The 22,285-nt window shown below is 65.3% G+C and carries 23 protein-coding genes and 2 tRNA genes; 6 read left to right on the top strand and 19 right to left on the bottom strand.

Going from position 1 to position 22,285, the window contains the following annotated elements; genetic code table 11:
* Positions 1–57 precede the first annotated feature (57 nt).
* Positions 58–681, bottom strand: a complete 624-nt coding sequence (gene ampD / locus IOC61_RS11590) for a 1,6-anhydro-N-acetylmuramyl-L-alanine amidase AmpD (protein ID WP_195688965.1) — start codon at positions 679–681, stop codon at positions 58–60.
* A 99-nt stretch (positions 682–780) separates the two neighbouring features.
* Between ampD and nadC the strand changes: the two genes are divergently transcribed.
* Complete coding sequence (gene nadC, locus IOC61_RS11585) at positions 781–1,641, top strand: carboxylating nicotinate-nucleotide diphosphorylase (protein WP_195689132.1); 861 nt, start codon at positions 781–783, stop codon at positions 1,639–1,641.
* Here the strand turns inward: nadC and IOC61_RS11580 are convergent.
* Positions 1,638–2,159: a GNAT family N-acetyltransferase gene (locus tag IOC61_RS11580; RefSeq protein ID WP_195688964.1), complete on the bottom strand. Its 522-nt coding sequence runs from the start codon at positions 2,157–2,159 to the stop codon at positions 1,638–1,640. The two genes, nadC and IOC61_RS11580, sit on opposite strands and share 4 nt — an antisense overlap.
* A gap of 120 nt (positions 2,160–2,279) precedes the next feature.
* Between IOC61_RS11580 and tsaA the strand changes: the two genes are divergently transcribed.
* Positions 2,280–3,005: a tRNA (N6-threonylcarbamoyladenosine(37)-N6)-methyltransferase TrmO gene (gene tsaA, locus IOC61_RS11575; protein ID WP_195688963.1), complete on the top strand. Its 726-nt coding sequence runs from the start codon at positions 2,280–2,282 to the stop codon at positions 3,003–3,005.
* A gap of 52 nt (positions 3,006–3,057) precedes the next feature.
* Here the strand turns inward: tsaA and purC are convergent, their stop codons facing one another.
* Genes purC through dapA form a run of 4 tightly spaced genes read right to left on the bottom strand, consistent with a single transcriptional unit; the run spans position 3,058 to position 6,501 of the window.
* On the bottom strand, positions 3,058–3,771 hold the full coding sequence (purC, locus tag IOC61_RS11570) for a phosphoribosylaminoimidazolesuccinocarboxamide synthase (protein ID WP_195688962.1): 714 nt from the start codon (positions 3,769–3,771) through the stop codon (positions 3,058–3,060).
* A gap of 40 nt (positions 3,772–3,811) precedes the next feature.
* A complete protein-coding gene (locus IOC61_RS11565; protein WP_195688961.1) occupies positions 3,812–4,615 on the bottom strand; it encodes an MBL fold metallo-hydrolase in 804 nt (267 codons plus the stop codon).
* The gene (locus IOC61_RS11560; RefSeq protein ID WP_195688960.1) at positions 4,615–5,571 is read right to left on the bottom strand and encodes a lipoprotein, NlpB; all 957 of its coding nucleotides are present in this window, start codon (positions 5,569–5,571) and stop codon (positions 4,615–4,617) included. The genes IOC61_RS11565 and IOC61_RS11560 overlap by 1 nt, the downstream gene beginning before the upstream one ends.
* A gap of 45 nt (positions 5,572–5,616) precedes the next feature.
* On the bottom strand, positions 5,617–6,501 hold the full coding sequence (gene dapA, locus IOC61_RS11555; RefSeq protein ID WP_195688959.1) for a 4-hydroxy-tetrahydrodipicolinate synthase: 885 nt from the start codon (positions 6,499–6,501) through the stop codon (positions 5,617–5,619).
* A 223-nt stretch (positions 6,502–6,724) separates the two neighbouring features.
* Between dapA and IOC61_RS11550 the strand changes: the two genes are divergently transcribed.
* On the top strand, positions 6,725–7,213 hold the full coding sequence (locus IOC61_RS11550; protein WP_195688958.1) for a peroxiredoxin: 489 nt from the start codon (positions 6,725–6,727) through the stop codon (positions 7,211–7,213).
* Between the two features lie 27 nt (positions 7,214–7,240).
* On the opposite strand, the gene IOC61_RS11545 is transcribed toward IOC61_RS11550, so the two are convergent.
* Both IOC61_RS11545 and IOC61_RS11540 read right to left on the bottom strand, forming a co-directional pair.
* The gene (locus tag IOC61_RS11545) at positions 7,241–8,341 is read right to left on the bottom strand and encodes an AI-2E family transporter (RefSeq protein ID WP_195688957.1); all 1,101 of its coding nucleotides are present in this window, start codon (positions 8,339–8,341) and stop codon (positions 7,241–7,243) included.
* Positions 8,338–8,586: a sulfurtransferase TusA family protein gene (locus tag IOC61_RS11540; RefSeq protein WP_195688956.1), complete on the bottom strand. Its 249-nt coding sequence runs from the start codon at positions 8,584–8,586 to the stop codon at positions 8,338–8,340. The genes IOC61_RS11545 and IOC61_RS11540 overlap by 4 nt, the downstream gene beginning before the upstream one ends.
* Before the next feature lie 134 nt (positions 8,587–8,720).
* On the opposite strand from IOC61_RS11540, the gene IOC61_RS11535 reads away from it, so the two are divergent.
* Positions 8,721–10,187, top strand: a complete 1,467-nt coding sequence (locus tag IOC61_RS11535; protein ID WP_195688955.1) for a M48 family metalloprotease — start codon at positions 8,721–8,723, stop codon at positions 10,185–10,187.
* A 1-nt stretch (position 10,188) separates the two neighbouring features.
* Here IOC61_RS11535 and nadA read toward each other — a convergent pair whose 3' ends face one another.
* From nadA to IOC61_RS11505, 6 genes are all read right to left on the bottom strand, one after another.
* Complete coding sequence (gene nadA, locus IOC61_RS11530; RefSeq protein WP_195688954.1) at positions 10,189–11,217, bottom strand: quinolinate synthase NadA; 1,029 nt, start codon at positions 11,215–11,217, stop codon at positions 10,189–10,191.
* Positions 11,218–11,471: 254 nt separating this feature from the next.
* Positions 11,472–11,547, bottom strand: a tRNA-Lys gene (locus IOC61_RS11525).
* A 28-nt stretch (positions 11,548–11,575) separates the two neighbouring features.
* Positions 11,576–11,651: transfer RNA gene (locus tag IOC61_RS11520), tRNA-Lys, on the bottom strand.
* A gap of 79 nt (positions 11,652–11,730) precedes the next feature.
* Positions 11,731–12,582: a 23S rRNA pseudouridine(2605) synthase RluB gene (rluB, locus tag IOC61_RS11515; protein ID WP_195688953.1), complete on the bottom strand. Its 852-nt coding sequence runs from the start codon at positions 12,580–12,582 to the stop codon at positions 11,731–11,733.
* Entirely contained in the window at positions 12,579–13,448 is an 870-nt protein-coding gene (gene scpB, locus IOC61_RS11510; RefSeq protein WP_195688952.1) for an SMC-Scp complex subunit ScpB, read from the bottom strand. The genes rluB and scpB overlap by 4 nt, the downstream gene beginning before the upstream one ends.
* Positions 13,445–14,356: a segregation and condensation protein A gene (locus IOC61_RS11505; protein WP_195688951.1), complete on the bottom strand. Its 912-nt coding sequence runs from the start codon at positions 14,354–14,356 to the stop codon at positions 13,445–13,447. Before IOC61_RS11505 ends, scpB begins: the two co-directional genes overlap by 4 nt.
* 360 nt (positions 14,357–14,716) lie before the next feature.
* Here IOC61_RS11505 and IOC61_RS11500 point away from each other — a divergent pair, with 360 nt between their 5' ends.
* Positions 14,717–14,920 carry a cold-shock protein gene (locus IOC61_RS11500; RefSeq protein ID WP_027960243.1) on the top strand — a complete coding sequence of 68 codons (204 nt, stop codon included), beginning with the start codon at positions 14,717–14,719 and terminating at the stop codon, positions 14,918–14,920.
* 230 nt (positions 14,921–15,150) lie between these two features.
* Here IOC61_RS11500 and IOC61_RS11495 read toward each other — a convergent pair whose 3' ends face one another.
* The 3 genes from IOC61_RS11495 to IOC61_RS11485 form a co-directional block, all read right to left on the bottom strand.
* Positions 15,151–16,611: a catalase gene (locus IOC61_RS11495; protein ID WP_324254716.1), complete on the bottom strand. Its 1,461-nt coding sequence runs from the start codon at positions 16,609–16,611 to the stop codon at positions 15,151–15,153.
* 159 nt (positions 16,612–16,770) lie between these two features.
* Positions 16,771–18,045, bottom strand: a complete 1,275-nt coding sequence (locus IOC61_RS11490; RefSeq protein WP_195688950.1) for a dicarboxylate/amino acid:cation symporter — start codon at positions 18,043–18,045, stop codon at positions 16,771–16,773.
* 345 nt (positions 18,046–18,390) lie between these two features.
* Positions 18,391–18,942, bottom strand: a complete 552-nt coding sequence (locus IOC61_RS11485; protein ID WP_195688949.1) for a cytochrome P460 family protein — start codon at positions 18,940–18,942, stop codon at positions 18,391–18,393.
* A 112-nt stretch (positions 18,943–19,054) separates the two neighbouring features.
* On the opposite strand from IOC61_RS11485, the gene IOC61_RS11480 reads away from it, so the two are divergent.
* Positions 19,055–19,888, top strand: a complete 834-nt coding sequence (locus IOC61_RS11480) for an AraC family transcriptional regulator (RefSeq protein ID WP_195688948.1) — start codon at positions 19,055–19,057, stop codon at positions 19,886–19,888.
* A 16-nt stretch (positions 19,889–19,904) separates the two neighbouring features.
* On the opposite strand, the gene IOC61_RS11475 is transcribed toward IOC61_RS11480, so the two are convergent.
* Positions 19,905–20,357: a DUF6789 family protein gene (locus tag IOC61_RS11475; protein ID WP_195688947.1), complete on the bottom strand. Its 453-nt coding sequence runs from the start codon at positions 20,355–20,357 to the stop codon at positions 19,905–19,907.
* A 258-nt stretch (positions 20,358–20,615) separates the two neighbouring features.
* Positions 20,616–22,193, bottom strand: a complete 1,578-nt coding sequence (gene guaA / locus IOC61_RS11470; RefSeq protein WP_195688946.1) for a glutamine-hydrolyzing GMP synthase — start codon at positions 22,191–22,193, stop codon at positions 20,616–20,618.
* Between the last annotated feature and the right edge of the window lie 92 nt (positions 22,194–22,285).

The following is a 22,285-nucleotide window of genomic DNA, read 5'->3' as shown; positions in this document are numbered from 1 at the left end:
CACAAAGAGTTATCACTCCAACAGGGCAGAAATTCGACGAAAGTCAAGGAGATGTAATTAAACTACCGTATGAAGCAAGCGAGCGCCCTGACCATCACACCCGGTAGATGACTCACCCGGCTGCGTGCACTCATCCAGTCGCTGACGAAAGTAGGCCCAGTCGAAGGCGGGTCCGGGGTCACTCTTGCGCACCGGAGCCACCTGCGCATGGCCGGCCACGCGCGATGCCTCAAGCTCGGGGTAGGCGGCGACAAGGTCGAGAGTCACCTCCACCAGTCGCTCATATTGGGCGCCGGTATAGGCGGAGACCTCGTTGCCCTCCAGCTCGATGCCGATGGCAAAGTCGTTGAGGGCGGTACGCCAACGCTCGCCATCGCGCCAGCGGGAGCGCCCGGCGTGCCAGGCCCGGCGCTGGAAAGGCACGAACTGCACACACTCGCCATTGCGGCGGATCAGCAGGTGAGCCGAGACACGCAGGCCCTGAAGGGAGGCGAAGAAGGGGTGGGCCTCGGGGTCCAGCCGGTTGGTGAACAGATTCTCGATATGCGCTCCACCATATTCACCCGGTGGCAGGCTGATGGAGTGCAGCAGCAGCAGCGACACCTCACCGTGCGGTCGCTCGTCACAGTTGGGGGACGGTACTCGCCGCGCCCCGGCAAGCCAGCCCTGTTCAATCGCCATGCGTCTCTCCCCTGACGTCACCGGTAGGGATTCCCTATAATGGACCTCCTTGACCACTCCGGCCACCCCACGCCGGCACCAACCCCACGAGTGACCCGCATGGACTTTCAGGACACCCAGCCCTACCACAACAAGCTCGTCGAAGAGATTCGCGATGCCGCCGCCCGCCTGCTGGCCGAGGACGTTGGCCCGGGCGATATCACCGCCCGACTGATTCCTGCCGAGCAGTTCGCCAGGGCTCGCGTCATCACCCGCGATGACTGCGTGCTGTGCGGGGTGGCCTGGGTCGATGAGCTGTTCCGCCGCCTAGATGCCACGGTGACCCTGCGCTGGCTGGCCGCCGACGGAGACACCCTGACGGCCGGCCAGTGCTTCCTCGAGCTGGAGGGGGCGACGCGCAGCCTGCTGACCGGCGAGCGCGCGGCGCTCAACCTGTTGCAGACGCTATCGGCTACCGCCACTCACACCCGCCACTATGTCGACCTGATCGCCGACACCGGCGTGCGCCTGCTCGACACCCGCAAGACCCTACCGGGCCTGCGTCTGGCGCAGAAGTATGCGGTGGCCTGCGGTGGAGGGCACAACCATCGCATCGGGCTATGGGATGCCTTCCTGATCAAGGAGAACCATATCGCCGCCTGTGGTGGTATCGAGGCGGCGGTGAGCGAGGCCCGCCGCATCGCGAGCGACCTGCCGGTAGAGGTGGAGGTGGAGAGCCTCGACGAGCTTGACCAGGCCCTGGCGGCCGATGCCGACATCATCATGCTCGACAATTTCGGCCTCGACGAGCTGCGGGAGGCCGTACGCCGCAACGCCGGCAAGGCGACCCTGGAGGCCTCCGGCAACGTCGACAGGAGCACGCTGCGCGCCATCGCCGACACCGGGGTCGACTGCATCTCCAGCGGCGCCCTGACCAAGGATGTCAAGGCGATCGACCTCTCCATGCGCCTGGAAGACTAGGTCTGCAGCGCGACCAGCGACTTCTCCAGCCGATGGCGAGACAGCCGCTCGCCGTTGCGCTCCACATACTCATGGCCAAGGTCGCGCCAGCCGCGCCGCTCCAGCCCCATGGCCAGCATCAGGCTCGCCTCGATGCTGGCACGGGACACCCCGCGCTCGATCAGCAGTCGCTCGGCGTGAATCAAGAGCGTCGAACCGATGCCGCGACGCGCCAGCGAAGGCCATACATAGAGCGTCACGATGCGTCCGGCGTGGGGCTCCAGCTCGAGAAAACCGACGCAGCGGCCATCACACTCCGCCACTAGAGTGGTATAGAGAGCCTGTCGCGCCGCCCAGGCACTCGCATCTCGCGGCAGCGCCGAGACCCAGGCGTCACGCTGGGGCCTGGTGTAGTGTGCAGAGGCCCCCTGCATCACCGCATGATGAAAGACCTCGGCCTGGTCGCCGGCGTCTCGCGCCAGGGCCTCGCGGTAGCGTATTCGCGGTGCGGGGCAGCGCGGGGCCTCCCTCTTCGGCATTGCAGCACTCTCATCCATGGGATGTCTCGCAACATTGATGAATGCCGAGAGACTACACAACCCCACGCCGACAGGCCAACCGCGGTCGCCGGCCTGAGCGGGGCCAGGCATAATGCCCCCATGAGCGTTCACTCCTCCCCCCCGGCCATCACCCTGTCGCCCATCGGCCTGATCGAGAGCGACTTCCCCGACAAGTTCGGCGTGCCCCGCCAGCCCGGCCTGGCCCCCTCGGCTCGTGCCCTCCTCCGGCTACTCCCCCCCTACGATGACCCGCTGACGGTCAGGGGACTGGAGTCCTTCAGCCACCTGTGGCTCACCTTTCTCTTTCACCAGAGTCCCGAACGCTGGACGCCACTGGTGCGACCGCCACGCCTCGGCGGCAATCGCCGGGTCGGGGTCTTCGCCAGCCGCAGCACCCATCGACCCAATCGCCTGGGCCTGTCGCTGGTCGAGCTGATCGAGGTCGACACTCGGGCCGGCGTCAGGCTACGGCTCGCCGGTGCCGACCTGGTGAACGGCACCCCTGTGCTCGATATCAAGCCCTACCTGCCCTGGGCAGAAGCCAGGCCCGAGGCCAGCGCCGGCTTCGCTCCCGAGGCCCCTCCCCGACTCCCGGTATGCTTCACCCAGGCCGCCGAAGCGACGCTTGCCGGACGTGATGATGCCGCCTCGCTGCGCTCACTGATCGAGGAGGTGCTGAGCCAGGACCCTAGGCCGGCCTATCGTGACGACGATGAGACTCGTCGTTATGGCGTTCGCCTGCGCGAGCTGGATATACGCTTTCGTGTCGTGGCGGCATCCCGCGGCACTCGCCTCCTGGAAGTGCTGGAGATCGTGCCTGCATAAACGACCAGGGGCCCCGCAGGGCCCCTGGTGATGCCAACCTGAGGCCTCGGCCTCAGTCGAAGCTGACCCCGATTCGACGCCCGACCTCCTCGTAGGCCTCGATCACGCCACCGAGACCCTGGCGGAAGCGATCCTTGTCGAGCTTCTCGCGCGTCTCGGCGTCCCACAGACGGCAACCGTCCGGGGAGAACTCGTCGCCCAGGACAAGCTGCCCCTTGAACAGGCCGAACTCCAGCTTGTAGTCCACCAGCAGCAGGCCGCCATCGGCAAACAGCTGCTTGAGCACCGCATTGACCTTGAAGGTCAGCGCCTTCATCTCGGCCAGCTGGTCGGCGGTCGCCCAGCCGAAGGTTTCGGCCAACGACTCGTTGATCATGGGGTCGTGCAGGGCATCATTCTTGAGAAACAGCTCGAAGGTGGGCGGCGAGAGCGCCTCCCCCTCGGTCACGCCCAGCCGCTTGACCAGGCTGCCCGCGGCGATATTGCGCACCACGCACTCGACCGGAATCATCTCCAGCGTCTTGACCAGGCTTTCGGTGTCGGAGAGGCGCTTCTCGAAGTGGGTGGGCACCCCCGCTGCGGACAACGTCTCCATGATGAAGGCGTTGAAGCGGTTGTTGACCATCCCCTTGCGGTCCAGCGACTCCATGCGCTCGCCGTCGAAGGCGCTGGTGTCATCGCGGAATTGCAGTATTACGCGATCCGGGTCATCGGTGGTGAAGACCGACTTGGCCTTGCCGGCGTAGAGTTCTTGACGCTTTTCCATGGAAGCCTCCGGAGGGCTTGGTCAGTTGGAAGGTTGCAGCTCAGGCGATGGCTTGCCATGCCAGACCATCGTCCTGGCAGGCTACCATCAACCGCGATGTGTCACCGTCGAGCAGTGGCGTCAAAGCCTCCAGCGCCAGCTCGGGGCGATTGTTGTGTTCAGATAGATGCGAACAGGCGATTCGCTGCAGGCGGTCGAGGCCGAGCCGGGTCAGCAGTGTCGCCGCCTGGGTATTGGCCAGATGCCCCCAGTCACCTCCCACTCGCCGCTTGAGGCGTGGTGGATAGGGGCCCTCGGCAAGCATCCGGACATCATGGTTGCACTCAAGCACCAGGGCATCGCAGCCGGCAAAGGCCTGGGCGACGTGCTCGGTGGGGTGTCCGAGATCGGTGAGCAGCCCCAGGTGTCGCTCACCGCCCTGAATACGGAACTGCACCGGCTCGCGGGCATCATGCGGCACGGTCACCGGGTCGATATGGAGTCCCTTCACGGCGAAGCGCGCCTGGGGGGTGATCCAGTGGCGTTCGGGCAGCTCACCCAGCCGACCACTCCCCCAGGTACCCGGAGTCAGCCACACCGGCACCCCGTAGCGACGAGCCAGGGGGCCTACCCCACGAATATGGTCACCGTGCTCATGGGTCACCAGCAGGGCATCGAGCTGCCGCGGGTGCAGCCCCAGACGGGCCAGGCGACGCTCGGCTTCGCGCAGCGTGAAACCGCAGTCCACCAGCAGATGAGTCTCGCCGTCGCTTACCAGGGTCGCGTTACCCTTGCTGCCGCTGCCCAGCGATGCAAAGTGCAGACGCCCGCCTTGCCGCGCGATGGTGTTGCCGGCCTCCGTCATCAGCGCAGCAGGCTCGCCACTCGCTCCAGCAGCTCGCGCCGGTCCTCGGCACTGAAGCCGCGCTCGCTGAGATTCACCGCCCGCAACAGGGTGCGGTCGGGGCCCTCGCGCTCCAGCTCCAGGCGAATATCTCGCGGCGACTCGGAGGTCACCAGTCCTTTCCAGAACCCGACACTGCGCTCGGAAAGCGGCAGGTAGCGAATGCGATGGGAGTAGTCCGTCGGAGTGCCCTCCAGCAGCTCGCGACGCTCCTCCACGGTGAACTCCTGCTTGAGCTGGTAGTCGAGCTCGGCCCAGGTGCGGTCAATATCCAGCGGCACCTCGACCGCCCACTCATCGCCCCGTTGAACGAGGTGCAGACGCTCCCCACCGGCCAGGCGCTGGGCCTGCAGCGAGGCGGTTTTCGACGCCGTGGCGCTGCGCGCAGCGAGATACTGCTCCAGGGCACCGAGGCAGGCACTCTCCGGGCGCCCGGCTTGATCGCAACGCACCTCGCTGTCACCGGCACGCAGCCCCTGGCGGACGCTCAGGCGCCCCTGGCGTGTCTCGACCACCCCGCGACTCGAATCGCTGGCGACCACCTCCAGGCCGCGGCTGCGCGCGAAGCTCTCCAGCTGTGGCCAGACGCTGTCCGGGGCGGCTCCCACCACCAGCCAGGCGTCGTCGCCCACTCGGCGGGACTCGACGAACTCACGCTGAAGTCGACCGGCACCCAGCGGTTGCGGTGCCGGTGCCTCGAAGTCACCCGCGGAGCCGCGAAAGTCGGCGGCCGTCTCGGGCACCGGCATGGCGTCACGATAGCGCTCGGCGGCACGTCCCTCGGGCAGCACCAGGGGCGCCGCCTGGCGGGCATCGGCATAGTCGATATTACGATCGTGATAATAGCCATCATCACGGGCACAGCCGGCCAGGGCGACGAGCATCGCCAGTGGCAGCCATTTCAGCGCTGAGTTCATGGGTCTACCTTGCTTCCAGTTATCCAGGGGCCGGCGCGGCGGCGATCAGTCGTCGATCAGGCCGGCCAGTTGCAGGGCTTCGCTGATGGTGGAGTGGTACTTCTCCGACAGCCAGGTGAGCGGCAGGCGGATGCCCGGCTCGATCAGCCCCATGCGATTGAGTGACCACTTGACCGGGATCGGGTTGGCCTCGATGCCGAGATTGGTATGCAGCGGCATCAGGCGCGTATTGAGCTGATGCGCACGCTCGGCATCACCGGCGACCGCGGCGGCACACAGCTCGTGCATGGCCTGAGGCGCCACGTTGGCCGTTACCGAGATATCCCCATGACCGCCCATCAGCATGAAGTCACAGGCGGTGCCATCATCCCCCGAGTAGAGCATGAAGCCACTGCCCGCGAGGCGACCGATCAGGTCCTCGGCACGCTCCAGGTTACCGGTGGCGTCCTTGAGCCCGATGATATTGTCCACCTCGGCGAGGCGCAGCACGGTCTCGTTGTAGAGGTCGGAGCAGGTGCGGCCGGGCACATTGTAGAGGATCACCGGCAGCTCGCTACCCTCGGCGACCGCCTTGAAGTGGCGATAGAGCCCCTCCTGGGTCGGCTTGTTGTAGTAGGGGCAGACCGACAGGCAGTAGTCGGCGCCTACCTCGCTGGCATAGCGAGCCAACTCCACGGCCTCGGAGGTGGCGTTGGCGCCGGTACCGGCAATCACCGGAATCCGTCCGTCAACCTCCTCCACCACCGTCCGAATCACATCGAAGTGCTCGGCAAATGACATGGTGGTGGGCTCGCCGGTGGTACCGGCGGCGACGATGCCATCGGTGCCATGGTCGAGATGGAAGTTCACCAGGCGACGCAGCGCCTCCCAATCGATATCGCCATTGACCTTCATCGGCGTCGCCAGGGCGACGATGCTTCCCGTGACCATCCTCTCTATCCTCTCGGTTCGACTGCTGCCGGCTCGATTGCCGCTCGGCGCCCCGGCCCTAGCGGCGCCCAGACGGGGCAGGTCGCTGCCCCCAAGGCTCAAATGGTACTCAGGCGGCCCAGGCCTGTACAGCGACGCGACCAGATTCCCCCCCCCTCTTTGACAGCCGGGCGGGGGTTGCGTGTAATCGACGCCTCGTGACCCACTCACCCAGGAGACTCCCATGAGTGTCAGCATCGGCCAGCCGGTACCCGACTTCACAGCCCTCGCCACCGGCGACACCAGCGTTACCCTGTCCGAGTTCAAGGGGCGCCAGGTCGTGATCTTTTTCTACCCCAGGGCCAGCACCCCTGGCTGTACCACCGAAGGCGGCGACTTCCGCGATCGCAAGGCGGAGTTCGAGGCTGCCAACACCGTGGTGCTTGGCGCCTCCCGGGACGGCATTCGGGCCCAGGAGAACTTCAAGGCAAAGCAGGCGTTCAACTTCGCCCTTATCTCCGACAAGGAGGAGGCACTCTGCCGGCTGTTCGACGTGATCAAGCTCAAGAAGATGTACGGCAAGGAGCACCTTGGCATCGAGCGCAGCACCTTCCTGATCGACAGCGAGGGCAAGCTGGCCCACGAGTGGCGCGGGGTCAAGGTCAAGGGCCACGCCCAGGAAGTCCTGGAGAGGGCTCAGTCCCTGAACGAGGGCTCCGGCGACCCCGAGTAACAGCCGGCGGGGCCGCCGGAGGCGGCCTCACTCCCCCGCCACCATCTCGCCGCCCTCGCTCTGGCGATGGCGCTTGACCCCTCGGGGCCAGGCGTAGACCAGCGCCTTGATCAGGGTCGCCAGCGGGATGGCGAAGAAGATGCCCCAGAATCCCCAGATGCCGCCGAAGAACAGCACCGCCACGATGATCGATACCGGATGCAGGTTAACCGCTTCGGAGAACAGCACCGGCACCAGCACATTGCCATCCAGCGCCTGAATCACCCCATAGGCGACCAGCACATAGAGGAACTGATCGCTCATGCCGAAGTGGAAGCCCGCCACGGCGGCCACCGGTAGCGTCGCCACCGCGGCGCCGATATACGGTACCAGCACCGAGAACCCCACCAGCACCGCCAGCAGCGCGGTATACGGCAGCCCGAAGAAGGCAAAGGTCAGGAATGCCGCCGTCCCCACGATCATGATCTCGATAAACTTGCCACGCACATAGTTGGCGATCTGGCTGTCCATCTCATGCCAGATACGGGTCATCAGGGTGCGCTTGCGAGGGAGCAGCGACAGGATGAAGTCCACCAGACGCTCACGATCCTTGAGCAGGAAGAACACCAGGATCGGCACCAGCACCAGATAGATGATCAGCGCCAGAACATTGCCCAGCGAAGCCAGGGAGAGGGTAAGCGCCCGCTGTCCGAACTGGGTCATCTCACGGCCCGCCACGGCGATCCAGTTCTGGATCTGGTCCGGAGTGACCAGCTGTGGATAGCGTTCCTGCAGATCATCGAGCAGCTGCTGGCCACTGGCGAACATCCGCGGGGTCTCCTGCACCAGCGCCACCAGCTGGTTCCAGATCAGCGGCATCAGGATAAGAGCCAGCGCCAGCAACAGCCCCAGGAAGAAGAGGAACACCAGGATCACGGCCAGCAGATGGGGGACATGTCGCCGCTCGAGCCAGCTCACCGCTCCCTGAAGCAGGAAGGCGATCACCAGCGCCGTCAGAAAGGGGGCCAGCATGCGCCCCAGAAAGACCACCACCGCGATGCCGAGCACCAGGACCAACAGCAGGATCACCGCCTCCTCGTCGGACAGGTAGCGATCGACCCACCCCCTGAGCACGGCACGCAAGGTCATGAAGCGCGCCCCTCGCCCTTGCGGATCCAGTAGTGATAGATGCTGTCGCGCTCCTCCCTGGCCGGCATTTCGTGAGGGCTCTGTTCGATATAGGTGGCAAAGTCCCCCCAGGAGCCGGCATCGGTGGCCTTCACCTCGAGAAGCTGACCAACCTCGAGCCGGGAGAGCGCCTGTTTGGCCTTGAGCAGGGGAAGCGGGCAAGGCAGTCCGCAGACATCGAGTACTTGGTCGGGTTGCAGAGACATGTAGACTCCCTGAAGAATGCGGAATATCGCCACCTGGCTTGGCCAGCGGCGGGAAGCCCTAGGATTTAAAGGCACTTTGCGAGGCGAATCAATGTCAGAGTGTGGGCCCGCCTCGCCCCAAGGAGAGCTCGTCCATGCCGTCACGCCCCCTCCCTCGTGCTGCTGCCCTGCTGCTGGGGCTGTGCCTGGCACTGCCTGCCGTCGGCCAGTGGACCGAACCCGCCTGGGAGAGCAGCGCCGACCTGCCCAGCCTGTCGGCCACGGGTCATCGGGCCGCCAGCAGCGAAGAGTATCGTCTGGGGCGTGCCTGGCTGCGCCAGTTTCGCGCTCGGGCCCCCGAATGGCAGGACCCCATCGCCCAGGCCTATGTCGAGGCGCTGCTCGCTCGACTCGCCTCCCATGCCGGGGTCGACGCCAGTGAGCTGCTCGTGACCCTGGTCGACAGCCATCGCCTCAACGCCTTCGCGGTACCCGGCGGCGTGGTTGGCATCAACGCCGGGCTGTTCGCCTTCGCCGACCAGGAGGCGGAGCTGGTCTCGGTGCTCGCCCATGAGCTCGGCCACCTGGCCCAACGCCACTACTCGCGCGGCCAGGCTCGCGCCGAGCAGACCCAGGTCCCCGCCATGGCCGCCATGCTGGCTGGCATGCTGATCGCCGCCGCCGGAGGGGGCGATGCAGGCATCGGCGTCGCCATGGGCTCCCAGGCCGCCTTTATCCAGGATCAGCTGAGCTACTCGCGCCGCTATGAGCAGGAGGCCGATCGCCTGGGGTTGCAGGTCATGGCGGAGGCGGGCTACGACCCCGAGTCCATGGTCTCGATGTTTCGCGCCATGCAGCGGCTGACCAGCCTGCAGGGCGGCACCCCTCCCGAGTTCCTGCTCACCCACCCGCTTACCGAGTCGCGCATCAGTGATACCGCATCACGCGCCGCCAAGCTCTCGATGCAGGGGCAACGAGATGGCCTGCAGTACCACCTGGTGCGCGCCCGTGCACTGCTGGCGATTCACCGGACAGACCCCGACCGGGCGAGGACCCGGCTGATTCAGGGCGATGCCCCCCGGCAGGCGGAGCGTTATCTGGCGGCCTTGATCAGCGCCGAACGGGGCGATACGAATGAGGCGCTGCGCCGGCTCGACGCCCTGGCGCGCGAGCAGCCCGATCTCACCCTGATCCCCGCCACGGCGGCCGAAACGGCCTTCGCCGCCGGACGCACCGATGACGCCATCGAGCGCAGCCGGCGCCTGCTGCGCCTGGTTCCGGGACATGTCCCGACCAGCCTCACCCTCGCCGAAGCCCAGCTCCAGCGTGATCCCGAGGCGGCATGGCGCCTTCTGCGCGACCTGGCAGACCGGCACCCCGAGGACCATCGCGTGTTTGCACTGCTCGCCGAGGCGGCGGGACGCAGCGGCCGCGAGGCCCTGGGGCACCTGGCCCGCGCCGAATACCAGCAGCTTACCGGACGCATCACCGACGCCATCCGCCAGCTGGGCGTGGCTCGCCGAGTGGCCGAGCAGGAAGGCAACGCTACCGCGGCCGCGCGTATCGAGCAGCGTTACGAGGCGTTCCTCGGCTACCGAGAAACGCTCGAGAAGTTTCGGTAGCCTAGCGCTTGAAGTTGAGCATCCGCTCCAGCGGCTTCAGCGCCGCATGGCGAAGCTCTGTATCGACCTGGATCTCACCATGCCCATGACGCAGGGCATCGGCCAGGTTATCCAGCTCGTTCATCGCCATCCAGGGGCAGTGAGCACAGCTCTTGCAAGTGGCACCATCGCCAGCCGTAGGCGCCTCGAACAGCGTCTTTTCCGGCACCGCCTGCTGCATCTTGAAGAAGATGCCACGATCGGTGGCCACGATCAGCTTGTCGTTGGGCAGCTCCTTGGCCGCCTGGATCAGCCGGGACGTCGAGCCCGCCACATCGGCCAGCTCCACCACCGCCGCCGGCGACTCCGGGTGCACCAGCACCGCGGCCTCCGGATAGAGCGCCTTGAGGTCCTCGACCCCCTTGGACTTGAACTCTTCGTGGACGATGCAGGCACCGTCCCACAGCAGCATGTCGGCACCGGTCTGCTTCTGGATATAGCCCCCCAGGTGCTTGTCCGGCGCCCACAGGATCTTTTCGCCGCGGGCCTGGAGGTGCTCGATCACCTCCACGGCGATGGAGGAGGTCACCACCCAGTCGGCACGCGCCTTTACCGCCGCCGAGGTGTTGGCGTAGACCACCACGGTGCGGTCGGGGTGCTGGTCGCAGAAGGCGCTGAACTCATCGGCCGGACAGCCCAGATCGAGCGAGCAGGTCGCCTCCAGGGTCGGCATCAGCACTCGCTTCTCCGGGGAGAGGATCTTGGCGGTCTCTCCCATGAAGCGTACACCGGCCACCACCAGGGTATCGGCCGGATGCCGGGCGCCGAAGCGAGCCATCTCCAGGGAGTCGGCCACGCAGCCCCCGGTCTCCTCGGCCAGCTGCTGAATGGCATCATCGGTGTAGTAATGGGCCACCAGAACGGCGTTATTGGCCTCGAGAAGCCGCTTGATCTCCTCGATGCGCGCCTGATCCTGGGCGGGGATACGGGTGGGGCAATAGGTGCGGGCCAGGTGCTCACGCACCTCGGCACGGGAAGTCATGATCGTCATCGTGTCTACCACTGTGACCGGCAGGGGCTCCCCCTGCAGAGGATGGGAGCATCTCTTCCACGCGCTCCGCGTGGCGAGATGCGCCAATGAGCTCGGCTGCGTCTGTCGCCTGCCGGCTCGCCCTCTATTCTAGACCATATCGCCGGTGTATTGACCAGCGCCGGCCGAAAACCTCTGGCCAGCCCCTCGGCATCAATACCCCTCGGCACCAATACGAAGACGCCCCGATCTCGAGGAGACCGGGGCGTCTGAATTGGTGGGTCGTGTAGGATTCGAACCTACGACCAATTGGTTAAAAGCCAACTGCTCTACCAACTGAGCTAACGACCCGAGCTTGCAAGCAAGCCAGTGTCCGGTGTGGTGGGTCGTGTAGGATTCGAACCTACGACCAATTGGTTAAAAGCCAACTGCTCTACCAACTGAGCTAACGACCCTTCCGAACGGGGGCAGATAATACTGATACACCTGGGGCCTGGCAAGCCTTTTTTTGATTTCCGTTAGCTGAGTCCGCGGTCAGCGACGCGCTCTCGGCTTGCGCATCGCCTGTACCGGCTTGCGCTTGTGCTTGTCGCGGCTCCAGCGATTCTTCTCGTCCGGCGTCAGCTCCGGCACCTTGCGTACCGGCAGGCTTGCCAGCTCGGCCAGGTCATCGACCTCCTCCTGAGAGAGCTCCACCCACTCACCGGCCTTGGCGCGCTTGTCGAGAAAGATATTGCCGTAGCGCACCCGCTTGAGCCGACTGACGGTCAGGCCTTGCGACTCCCAGAGCCGACGCACCTCGCGATTGCGCCCCTCCATGATCACCACGTGAAACCAGGTGTTGATGCCCTCGCCGCCGAACTCCTGAACGTCGGTAAAGCGCGCCGGGCCATCATCGAGCATCACGCCTTCGACCATGGCCACCACATGCTCCTGGGTCACCTCCCCCATCACCCGCACCGCATACTCCCGCTCCACCTGAGTGGAGGGGTGCATCAGGCGGTTGGCGAGCTCACCATCGGTGGTAAACAGCAGCAGGCCGCTGGTGTTGATATCCAGGCGACCGATGGCGATCCAGCGCTCGCCCTTGAGGCGCGGCAGCCGGTCGAACACGGTGCGACGCCCCTCGGGATCCTTGCGCGTACACAACTCACCCTCGGGCTTGTTGTACATGATCACTCGCCGCGGCACCTCCTCGGCGGCACGCAGAGTTACCGGCCGATTATCGAAGAGCACCCTGTCGCGGGTCTCGATACGATCGCCCAGGGTCGCCACCTGACCATTGACCTGGACTCGACCGGCGGCGATGGCAGCCTCCATCTCGCGGCGCGAGCCAAGCCCGGCTCGCGCCAGGACCTTCTGCAGTTTTTCGCTGGTATTGCTCATGAATCTTCGTTCTCACTGGATGTGTATTCCGCCCCCGGAGCAGCGTCATCATCGACGCGGCTTCGGGCACGTTCGGACAGACGCGCCTCGAGATCGGCGAAGCTCAGGTCTGCCCGCTCGGACGCCTTCTCGGCGTGATCAAGACCACCCTCTTCGGCGGGCTCGTTGGAGGCATCGGCCGCCGCCGACGCCTCGGATTCGGATAGTGTAGCGCCCTCGGATGCCTCACCGGCACCCTCATCTTGCACCATATCCGCCTGGGCGAGAATATCGGTCTGGTCGGGCGGCGACCCCTCTTCATCGAAGGCGTCCATCTGCTCCGCCCCCTCGAATGCCTTGAGCTCATGCATGGGGGGTAGCTCATCGAGCGTCTTGAGACCGAAGTCGTCGAGAAAGCTGCGAGTGGTCGCATAGACCGCGGGTCGCCCCGGCACGTCACGATGGCCCACCACGCGAACCCAGCCACGCTCGAGCAGGGTGCGCATGATCGAGCCGCTCACCGAGACCCCGCGCACCTCCTCGATATCGCCACGGGTAACCGGCTGACGGTAGGCAATCAGCGCCAGGGTCTCGAGCAGCGCCCTCGAATAGCGCTGGGGACGCTCATCCCAGAGTCGCGACACCCAGGGGGAGAGCCGTGGGCGGATGCGCAATTGATAGCCCGAGGCCGTCTCGATCAGCTCCATGGCACCCCGTTCATGGCGGCCACGCAGGCGCTCCAGCGCCTCGCGCAGGGCGCGCCGCGGTGGCCGCTCATGGTCGTCAAACAGGGCCTCCAGACGCTCCACCGCCAATGGCTCTCCCGCGGCCAGCAGCGCCGCCTCGAGGATCTCATCCAGCACACCGGGCACTTCCTCGGCCATCATGGCCCAACCTCCCCGTCTTCCTCCTCGAAGGGACTCTCTCCCCCATCTTCGGGATCATCCTGCTCGACACCCTCGGCCGGGGCGACTCGGGCGCGGACATGAAGGGGTGACAGCGGTGCGTTCTGCACGACCTCGATCATCGACTCCTTGGCCAACTCGAGAATCGCCATGAAGGTCACCACGACACCGGCACGCCCCTCCTCCAGCGCGAACAGCGCCTCGAAGGGCACGAAGCGACCGCCCTCGAGCCGTTCCATGATCGCCAGCATGCGCTCGCGGGTCGACAGCACCTCGCGGCTGATCTGGTGGGTCTGGTTGAGCTCGGCACGCCGCAGGATACCCGCCAGGGCACCCAGCAACTGGTCCAGTCCGACATCCGGGTGGATCACCCGACTCTCCAGCGGCGGCAGTGCCGCCCGAGCCGGAAACCAGTCGCGCCCCAGCCGAGGCAGTTCGGCCAGCGACTCGGCGGCACTCTTTAACCGCTCATACTCCTGCAGGCGGCGAATCAGCTCGGCGCGCGGATCCTCCTCCTCGTCGTCACCCCCCTCCCTGGGTGGACGTGGCAGCAGGGTGCGCGACTTGATCTCGGCAAGCATCGCCGCCATCAGCAGGTATTCGCCCGCCAGCTCGATCTCCATGGCCTTCATCAGCTCGACGTACTCGATGTACTGGCGGGTGATGGCGGCCACATCGATGGCCAGAATATCCAGGTTCTGTCGGCGAATCAGGTAGAGCAACAGGTCGAGCGGCCCCTCGAAGGCCTCGAGAAAGACCCGTAGCGCCTCCGGCGGGATATAGAGGTCCTCCGGCAGCTCGGTAATCGGCTCATCGAACAGCCTGCCGAGCACCTCGGCCTGGCCGGCGGCGGTCTGTTCGAGGCTGGGGGTATCGGGGGTAGCACTCACGCGTCGTGCCTCTCCGGGGACGCAGGATCAACGGCGCAGTCTAGCAAGAGCGTACCCATGGAAACAGCGCCTTGACGCTGCCCACGGCCCGCGCGGTGATGTCGCCATCCGCGCCGCGCCCTCAACGGCCGCGGAGCCGGCTGGGCGGGCACCCTCGACGAGCCCACCAAAAATAAATCACGAAAGTCTTTGACCCGGAGCCACAACAATGAGACCGTAGCGCCAGTTGGTTGGCAAGCAGCATGGTTTCAGCAGCATTCGAATTCTTTCGACCGCCTGTAAGATCATTCTTGTTTTACCCGCTATACATCTGGGTGACACCAGGAACTTTGCAAGGCGCTAAGCGCGAAAGGATTTATTATGACAACTGGTACCGTAAAGTGGTTCAACGACTCCAAGGGTTTTGGCTTCATCTCTCCGTCTGACGGCGGTGATGACGTCTTCGCCCACTTCTCCGAGATTCAGGCTGAAGGCTTCAAGTCCCTGCAGGAAGGTCAGAGCGTCTCCTTCGACGTGACCCAGGGCAAGAAGGGCCTCCAGGCCTCTAACATCAAGCCGCTCTGATCCCCGGATCATGAACGCGCACGAACCTCAGGGTTCGTGAAACAGGGCTCGCTTCGGCGGGCCCTGTTTCGTTGTTGCCTGCTTCAGTTGCCTGCTTCAAAGTATTTCCAGGCTGATATAGCCCCTTCCAGACTGATGACCTCCTGCTGCCCGTTCTCGACCCGCCCCCGGGTGCCAGAAAGCCCGCCGGCATCACACCGACGGGCTTCCGAAGCACTCAGGACAAGCCCTCAGCCAGTATTGGCCTGGACCCCCTTGGCGATCCGCTCACCGATCTCCGGGTCGACCTTTCGCCAGTAGTCGAAGGCCCGCTCGAGCACCGGAGCGGAAACACCATCGGAGAGGTGGCCCACCACATTGGCCACCAGGCGTTCACGGGCGGCATCGTCCATGACCTGATTGACCAGGGTATTGGCCTGCCCGAAGTCATCATCGTCCTGGCGCAGTGTATAGGCGGCACGCACCATCTCCCCTCCGGTCTCCCAGCTGGAGTCCTCGGGATAACGCTCGCCATCGGCCGCCGGCCCCCCCTTGGAGTTGGGGGCATAGACCGGGTCCGCCACATTCTGCACCCGCATGGCGCCATCCTTGCTGTAGCTGTGGACCGGTGACCTGGGGGCATTGACCGGAATCTGCTTGTAGTTGACGCCCAACCGGTGGCGATGCGCATCCGCGTAGGCAAACACCCGCCCCAGCAACATCTTGTCGGGGCTGATGCCGATGCCGGGCACCAGGTTATTGGGCTCGAAGGCCGCCTGCTCGATCTCGGTGTGATGATCCGTGGGGTTGCGGTCGAGCGTCAGCTTGCCGACCTTGACCAGCGGATAGTCCGCATGGGGCCATATCTTGGTCAGGTCGAAGGGGTTGAAACGATAGGTTTCGGCCTCCTTGAACGGCATGATCTGCATGTAGAGCGTCCAGCTCGGATACTCGCCGGCCTCGATCGCCTGATAGAGATCGCGGGTATGATAATCGCCATCCGCGCCCGCCAGCCGGTCGGCCTCCTCCTGCGTCAGGCACTCGACCCCCTGGTCGGTCTTGAAGTGATACTTGACCCAGAACTTCTCGCCCTGGGCGTTCACCCACATGTAGGTGTGGCTGGAATAGCCATTCATGTGCCGCCAGGTCCTGGGAATTCCCCTGTCGCCCATCAGCCAGGTGACCTGGTGGGCACTTTCCGGTGATAGCGTCCAGAAGTCCCACTGCATATCGTGGTCACGCAGATTGGTATCCGCACGGCGCTTCTGGGAACGAATGAAATGCTGGAACTTCAGCGGGTCGCGGAGGAAGAACACCGGCGTGTTGTTCCCCACCATGTCGTAGTTGCCTTCGCTGGTATAGAACTTGATGGAAAACCCGCGCGGGTCGCGCCAGGTATCCGGGCTACCCCGCTCGCCGGCCACGGTGGAGAAGCGAATCAGCACCTCCGTGCGTGTTCCCGGCTGAAATACCGCGGCCCGTGTATAGGCGCTGACGTCTTCTGTCACCTCGAAACGCCCGAATGCCCCACTGCCCTTGGCGTGGGGCTGACGCTCGGGGATCCGCTCGCGATTGAAGTTGGCCATCTGCTCGATCAGGTAGTGATCGTGGAGCACGATGGGGCCGTCGGGGCCGACGGACAGCGAGTGCTCGTCGCTGGCGACCGGGATTCCGGCATCGGTCGTCGTCGGCTTGCGGTTATCAGTCGTCACGGTCAACCCTCCTCTTGGATGCGCGCCCATGGTGACGCGAGTGGCGCCACCAGCTTCCAGCGCCTGTAGGAGGTATAACAACCCAGCCTCAAGCTGTCCAACTCACTAACGAGACCGTGACACCGCCGCGGTTACCGCCGCCCCTGGCTCGGACAGAAGCTAGCGATACCGGGCGGGCTCGGCTGTGCCGGACGTCTGCGAGGCGCTCCGTCTACGCTCACTGCGGTCGATGACCGCCGTGCCAACGAGATCGCCGGTCACATTGAGCGCGGTAGCGCCCATGCCCACCAGGGCATCGATGGCCGTCAGCAGCGCCACCGCCTCGATAGGCAAGCCCACCTGAGAGAACACCGTCGCGATCATCACGATACCGGCACCGGGCACCCCGGCGGTCCCCACCGAGATCAGCGTGCCTACCACCACGATCTGCAGCATGCTTGCCCAGTCAAGTGGCACGCCCATCACGTTGGCGGCGAAGACCGCCGAGATGGCGATGCGAATCGCTGCTCCGTCCATGTTCAGCGTCGCCCCGAGCGGCAGGCTGAAGCCGTAGAGGCTACGCGGCAGGCCCAGGCGACTCGCGGCACCCAGCGTCAGCGGCAGTGTGCCGGCGCTGCTCTGGGTGGCGAAGGCGGTGGCCATGGGCGTTCGCGCCTCGCGGAAGAAGCCGCGAGCCGACACACCGAAGCCCTTGAGCAGGCCGAGGTAGACCAGAAGCTGCGCCCCCAGCGCCAGATAGAGCACCACCACCATATCGCCCAGCGACAGCAGGGTCGCGAGCCCCTGATCGGCGACGGTATTGGTCACGATGGCGAAGACCCCGACCGGGACGACGTGAAGAATGCCATCCATCACCCTGAGCGTGGCGGTGTTAAGCGCCTCGATCAGGCCATAGAGCCGCTCCCCCAGCTCCGCCTGGGATTCGGACTGACGCATCTTCGACACGGCCAGGCCAAAGACCAGCGCGGTGAAGATGATGCCCAGCAGATCCTGTTCGGCGAAGGCGGCAACGATATTGTTCGGCACGATGCCGAGCACCACCGAGAGGATGCCGGGATTGTCAGGCACCGAGACGGTGCCGGCCCCCTGCAGCGACATGCCCTCTCCCGGCGACAGCAGGGTCGCCACGGTTAACCCCACGACGATGGCCAGGGCCGAGGTGGCCAGATAGTAGAGAAACACCTTGCGGCCGATCCGCCCGAGGCTACCGGCGGCGCCCTGATTGACTCCCGACATCAGGGTGAACAGGACGATGGGCAGGATGATGAACTTCAGCAGCCGCATCAGCAGCTCGCCCAGCGGGGCCAGCCATTCGGCAACGACAGGCCCGCCGACCAGGCCGACCACCACGCCCAGCACCAGGGCGATGCTCACGCGCAGGATCAGCGAGGCATCGCGATAGCCGTGCCAGAGGGATGTCAGGAGCGTCGACATGAGGACCTCGTCAATATAAGGAAGAACGCCGCGGACCATAGACACACAGCCCCCGGCGTGCAAAGACTTGAAAGTTAATAGCTTATAACGTTCTTCGCCTTGTCTGCACCCCTAGAGACTATCGCGGTGCAGATGCGGCGTCATCGCCAACAGATCGGCAATGGGCTCGGCACGGTGGCGCAGCGTCCCGCCGAGCCTCCGGGAGCCCGGGCACGGCCTCGCCGTCCTTTCGGGCCGGCGTGAGGGTCGGGTGGGTGATCTGCGCTGCTCGCGGCCCCCGCTTCCAGTCTGGTCCGGCAGGTGGACGCTGGTGCCTCCCTGCGCGACCACCTTCGCCCCGACAGCTCAGCGCAGCGTCGGGTAGCCCTCGACGAACACCCAGTCGGTCTGCTGCGCCGGCACATGACAGCCCTTGCAGGTGCCCTCGAAGCTCTCGGACACGTTCTGCTCCGGCGCATCGGCCTTGAACAGCGCCCAGCCCCAGCCTTCGCCCCAGTGGGGACCATCAAAGCGCTCTTGAGTGTCCTTGACCAGCACGAACCAGATCTGCGGCTCGCCGGCCCACAGCGCGGGACCAGTGGTCTTTTCACCGGCCTCGACGCCGCGGATCTCCTTGACCAGGACGGTGCCATCGGCGAACTCGCCGCTCTCCCGATAGGCCCGCGCGGCCTCGGGCTGGGTATAGACGTCGTGGAAGCCGGCCCCCGGGGCCTCGTCGTCATTGACCACCCAGGAGCCGAGGTGGACCCAGTGTTCGCGGACCTCTGCCGGCAGCGAGATGTTGCCCTCGCCGTCCACGTGTTCACTGTAGGTCGTCGTTGCCAGATCGGCGGCGAAGGCGGGAAGGCCGGTCAGCGCCAGCAGCGCCGCCAGGCCAAGGGCATTGGTTGTTGTCATGGTCCGCTCCTCCTGTTCGGTTGCCGGAACGGTTGCCGGCAATTGACAGTGTAGGCAGCACGCTGGACGATTGGATTCCAAGGGTCTTCGATATACGTCCAGGAGTCTCAAGATGGATCGACTCGCCACCCTGCTCGACCATTTTCATCTCGCCGCCAGCGTGCTCAATGCCGGCCCGCTGTGCTACAGCGCCCGCTACCCGCCCCAGGAAGGCACCGGCTTCATCCATATCCTGACCCGCGGCACACTGTACCTGACGCTGGCGGACGGCCAGCCACGCCGCTTCGAGGCCCCGGTGCTGATCCTGCTGGCCGCCGGCGACGCGCACCACCTCGGGCCGGGGCCGGAGGGCGCGGACACACTGTGCGGCTCGTTCCGCTTTGGCGCCGGCAATATCTGCCCGATCTATCGCGCCCTGCCCTCCATGCTGGTGACGCCGCTGGATCGGCTGAGCGGCATGGCCGGCCTGCTGGAGCTGATGCTGGCGGAGATGCGGGAGGAGCGCTGCGGCCGACAGGCCGCCCTGGATCGGCTGTGTGAACTGCTGGTGATCCAGCTGCTGCGCTATCTGATGGATGCCGGCGAAGTGGAATCGGGACTGCTGGCGGGGATGGCCCATCCCCAGCTGGTCAAGGCGCTGATCGCCCTGCACGACCGGCCGGCGGCCGACTGGACACTGAACGGGCTGGCCCGCGAGGCGGGCATGTCCCGGGCCCGCTTCGCCGGCCTGTTTCGCGACACCCTCGGCCAGCCCCCCGCCGAGTATCTGGCCCAGTACCGGCTAAGCCTGGCCAAGAGTCTGCTGCGGGCCGGCGCGCCGCTGGACGCCATCGCCGGCCGGGTGGGCTACAGCAGCCCCTCGGCGCTGGCCAAGGTGTTCCGCCGGCATACCGGCTGCTCGCCGCGGGAATGGCGCAGCGCCGATGCCCGGGCAGGCGCCGAATGAACGACCTGCCGAGGGATCACCGCTGAACCACGTCCCTCCCCCAGCCGTAGACGGCGCCGATCACCGCCCCGAAGACCAGATGGGCGATCAGCATCGAGAGCGGCGCCACCAGCCCGAGGCCGAGACCGAAGAGGCCGGAGCCCGCCAGGGGAAAGACCGTGAGCATCACCACCAGCCAGCTCGCCACGCCAAACTCCAGGCCGCGCCGGGTAGGCGTGCGGCCTGGGAGATAAGGCACCAGCAGCGCGAACAACAGCCCCCAGATCAGCGTGCCCACGGCGAAGTGGATGCCCCATGCCAGCAGGCGGCTGTCCGGCGTGCCGAGCAGGTCCTGGGCGGCCAGGTTCATGACCTCGATCGGGTTGTACCAAGGAATGATGCCCGCCGCCAGGCGCAGCACCAGGATCAGCGAGATGACGAGGGTGGCCGTGAATCCGGCCATCAACCCACGTAACAGGCGATTGCTCATGGCGTCCTCCCGGCTATCACTGTAGCTCTCAGTGTAGCCACTCCATCAAGACGTTGTGCGGTGGCCAGATGGCCGGAAAGGCTTATCCGTGGCGAAATGCTACAAGAAGGCAACAATAAAGGCCTATCCCTTGGCGCCTCATGTCGGGTGGCTACCACTACTGTAGAGACAGCTAACTTAGGCTCTGAGCTCAAAAAAAATCCCGCCAACAAGACGGGATCCTTGAGAGAGTTTTACGAAAAGCTCAGATAGCTGGGATCACTCCCACTCGATCGTCGCCGGCGGCTTGCTGCTCACGTCGTAGGTGACGCGAGAGACGCCGGTGATCTCGTTGATGATGCGATTGGAGACGGTCTCCAGCAACTCGTAAGGCAGGTGCGCCCAGCGGGCGGTCATGAAGTCGATGGTCTCCACGGCGCGCAGGGCGATGACCCACTCGTAGCGACGGGCATCGCCGACCACGCCGACCGACTTCACCGGCAGGAAGACCGCGAAGGCCTGGCTGGTCTTGTGATACCAGTCGGCCTTGTGCAGCTCCTCGATAAAGATGGCATCGGCCTCGCGCAGGATATCGGCGTACTCCTTCTTCACCTCGCCGAGGATGCGCACGCCCAGGCCCGGCCCCGGGAAGGGGTGGCGGTAGACCATGTCGTAGGGCAGGCCGAGCTCGACACCGAGCTTGCGCACCTCATCCTTGAACAGCTCGCGCAGCGGCTCGACCAGCTTGAGCTTCATGGTCTCGGGCAGGCCACCCACGTTGTGGTGCGACTTGATCACGTGCGCCTTGCCGGTCTTGGCGGCGGCGGACTCGATCACATCCGGGTAGATGGTGCCTTGGGCCAGGAAGTCGACTCCCTCGATCTTGGCGGCCTCGGCGTCGAAGACATCGATGAAGGTGTTGCCGATGATCTTGCGCTTGGCCTCGGGGTCGGCCTCGCCCTTCAGCTTGTCGAGGAACTGATCCTCGGCGTCCACGCGAATCACCTTGACCCCCATATGGCGGGCGAAGGTCTTCATCACCTGGTCACCCTCGGCCTTGCGCAGCAGGCCATTGTCGACGAACACGCAGGTCAGCTGGTCGCCGATGGCCTTGTGCAGCAGGGCCGCGACCACCGAGGAGTCGACGCCTCCGGAGAGGCCGAGCAGCACGTGGCGGTCGCCCACCTGGTCGCGCACCCGGGCGATCTGGTCTTCGATGATCTGGGCCGGGGTCCAGTTGCGCGCGCTCTGGCAGATATCGACCACGAAGTGCTCGAGGATGCGCTGCCCCTGCAGGGTGTGGGTCACCTCGGGGTGGAACTGCACCCCGAAGAAGCGCTTCTCCTCCCAGGCCATGGCGGCGATCGGGCAGCTCGGGGTCGAGGCGGTCACGGTGAACTCGTCGGGCACCCGAGAGACCTTGTCACCGTGGCTCATCCAGACATCGAGCAGGTTCTTGCCCGTCTCGGCATCGATATGGTCGGAGATATCGCGAAACAGCGCCGTCTCGGCGTCGAGACGAATCTGCGCATAGCCGAACTCATGCACATGGGAGCCCTCGACGGCACCACCGAGCTGCTCGGCCATGGTCTGCATGCCGTAGCAGATGCCGAGCACCGGCAGCCCCATCTCGAACACGCACTGCGGGGCACGGGGCGAATCCAGCTCGGTGACCGACTCGGGTCCGCCGGCGAGGATGATGCCGTTGGGGGCGTACTCACGAATCTCGGCCTCGCTGATATCGAAGGCGCGAACCTCGGAGTAGACGCCGATCTCGCGCACGCGGCGGGCGATCAGCTGGGTGTACTGGGAGCCGAAGTCGAGGATCAGGATCTTGTGGGCGTGAATATCGGTCATGAAAGCATCCGCTAGGGCATCTAGGCCAAGGCTGAAAATACGTAGAAAGTCCTGCGAGCGTTGCTGGATGAGCGTCAGGCTAGGCGAAAACG

It is taken from the genome of Halomonas sp. KAO (assembly GCF_015595025.1).
Classification (GTDB): Bacteria; Pseudomonadota; Gammaproteobacteria; order Pseudomonadales; family Halomonadaceae; genus Halomonas.
The sequence above is the reverse complement of the archived record's forward strand: the minus strand, read 5'-3'. Positions and strand labels throughout refer to the sequence as shown.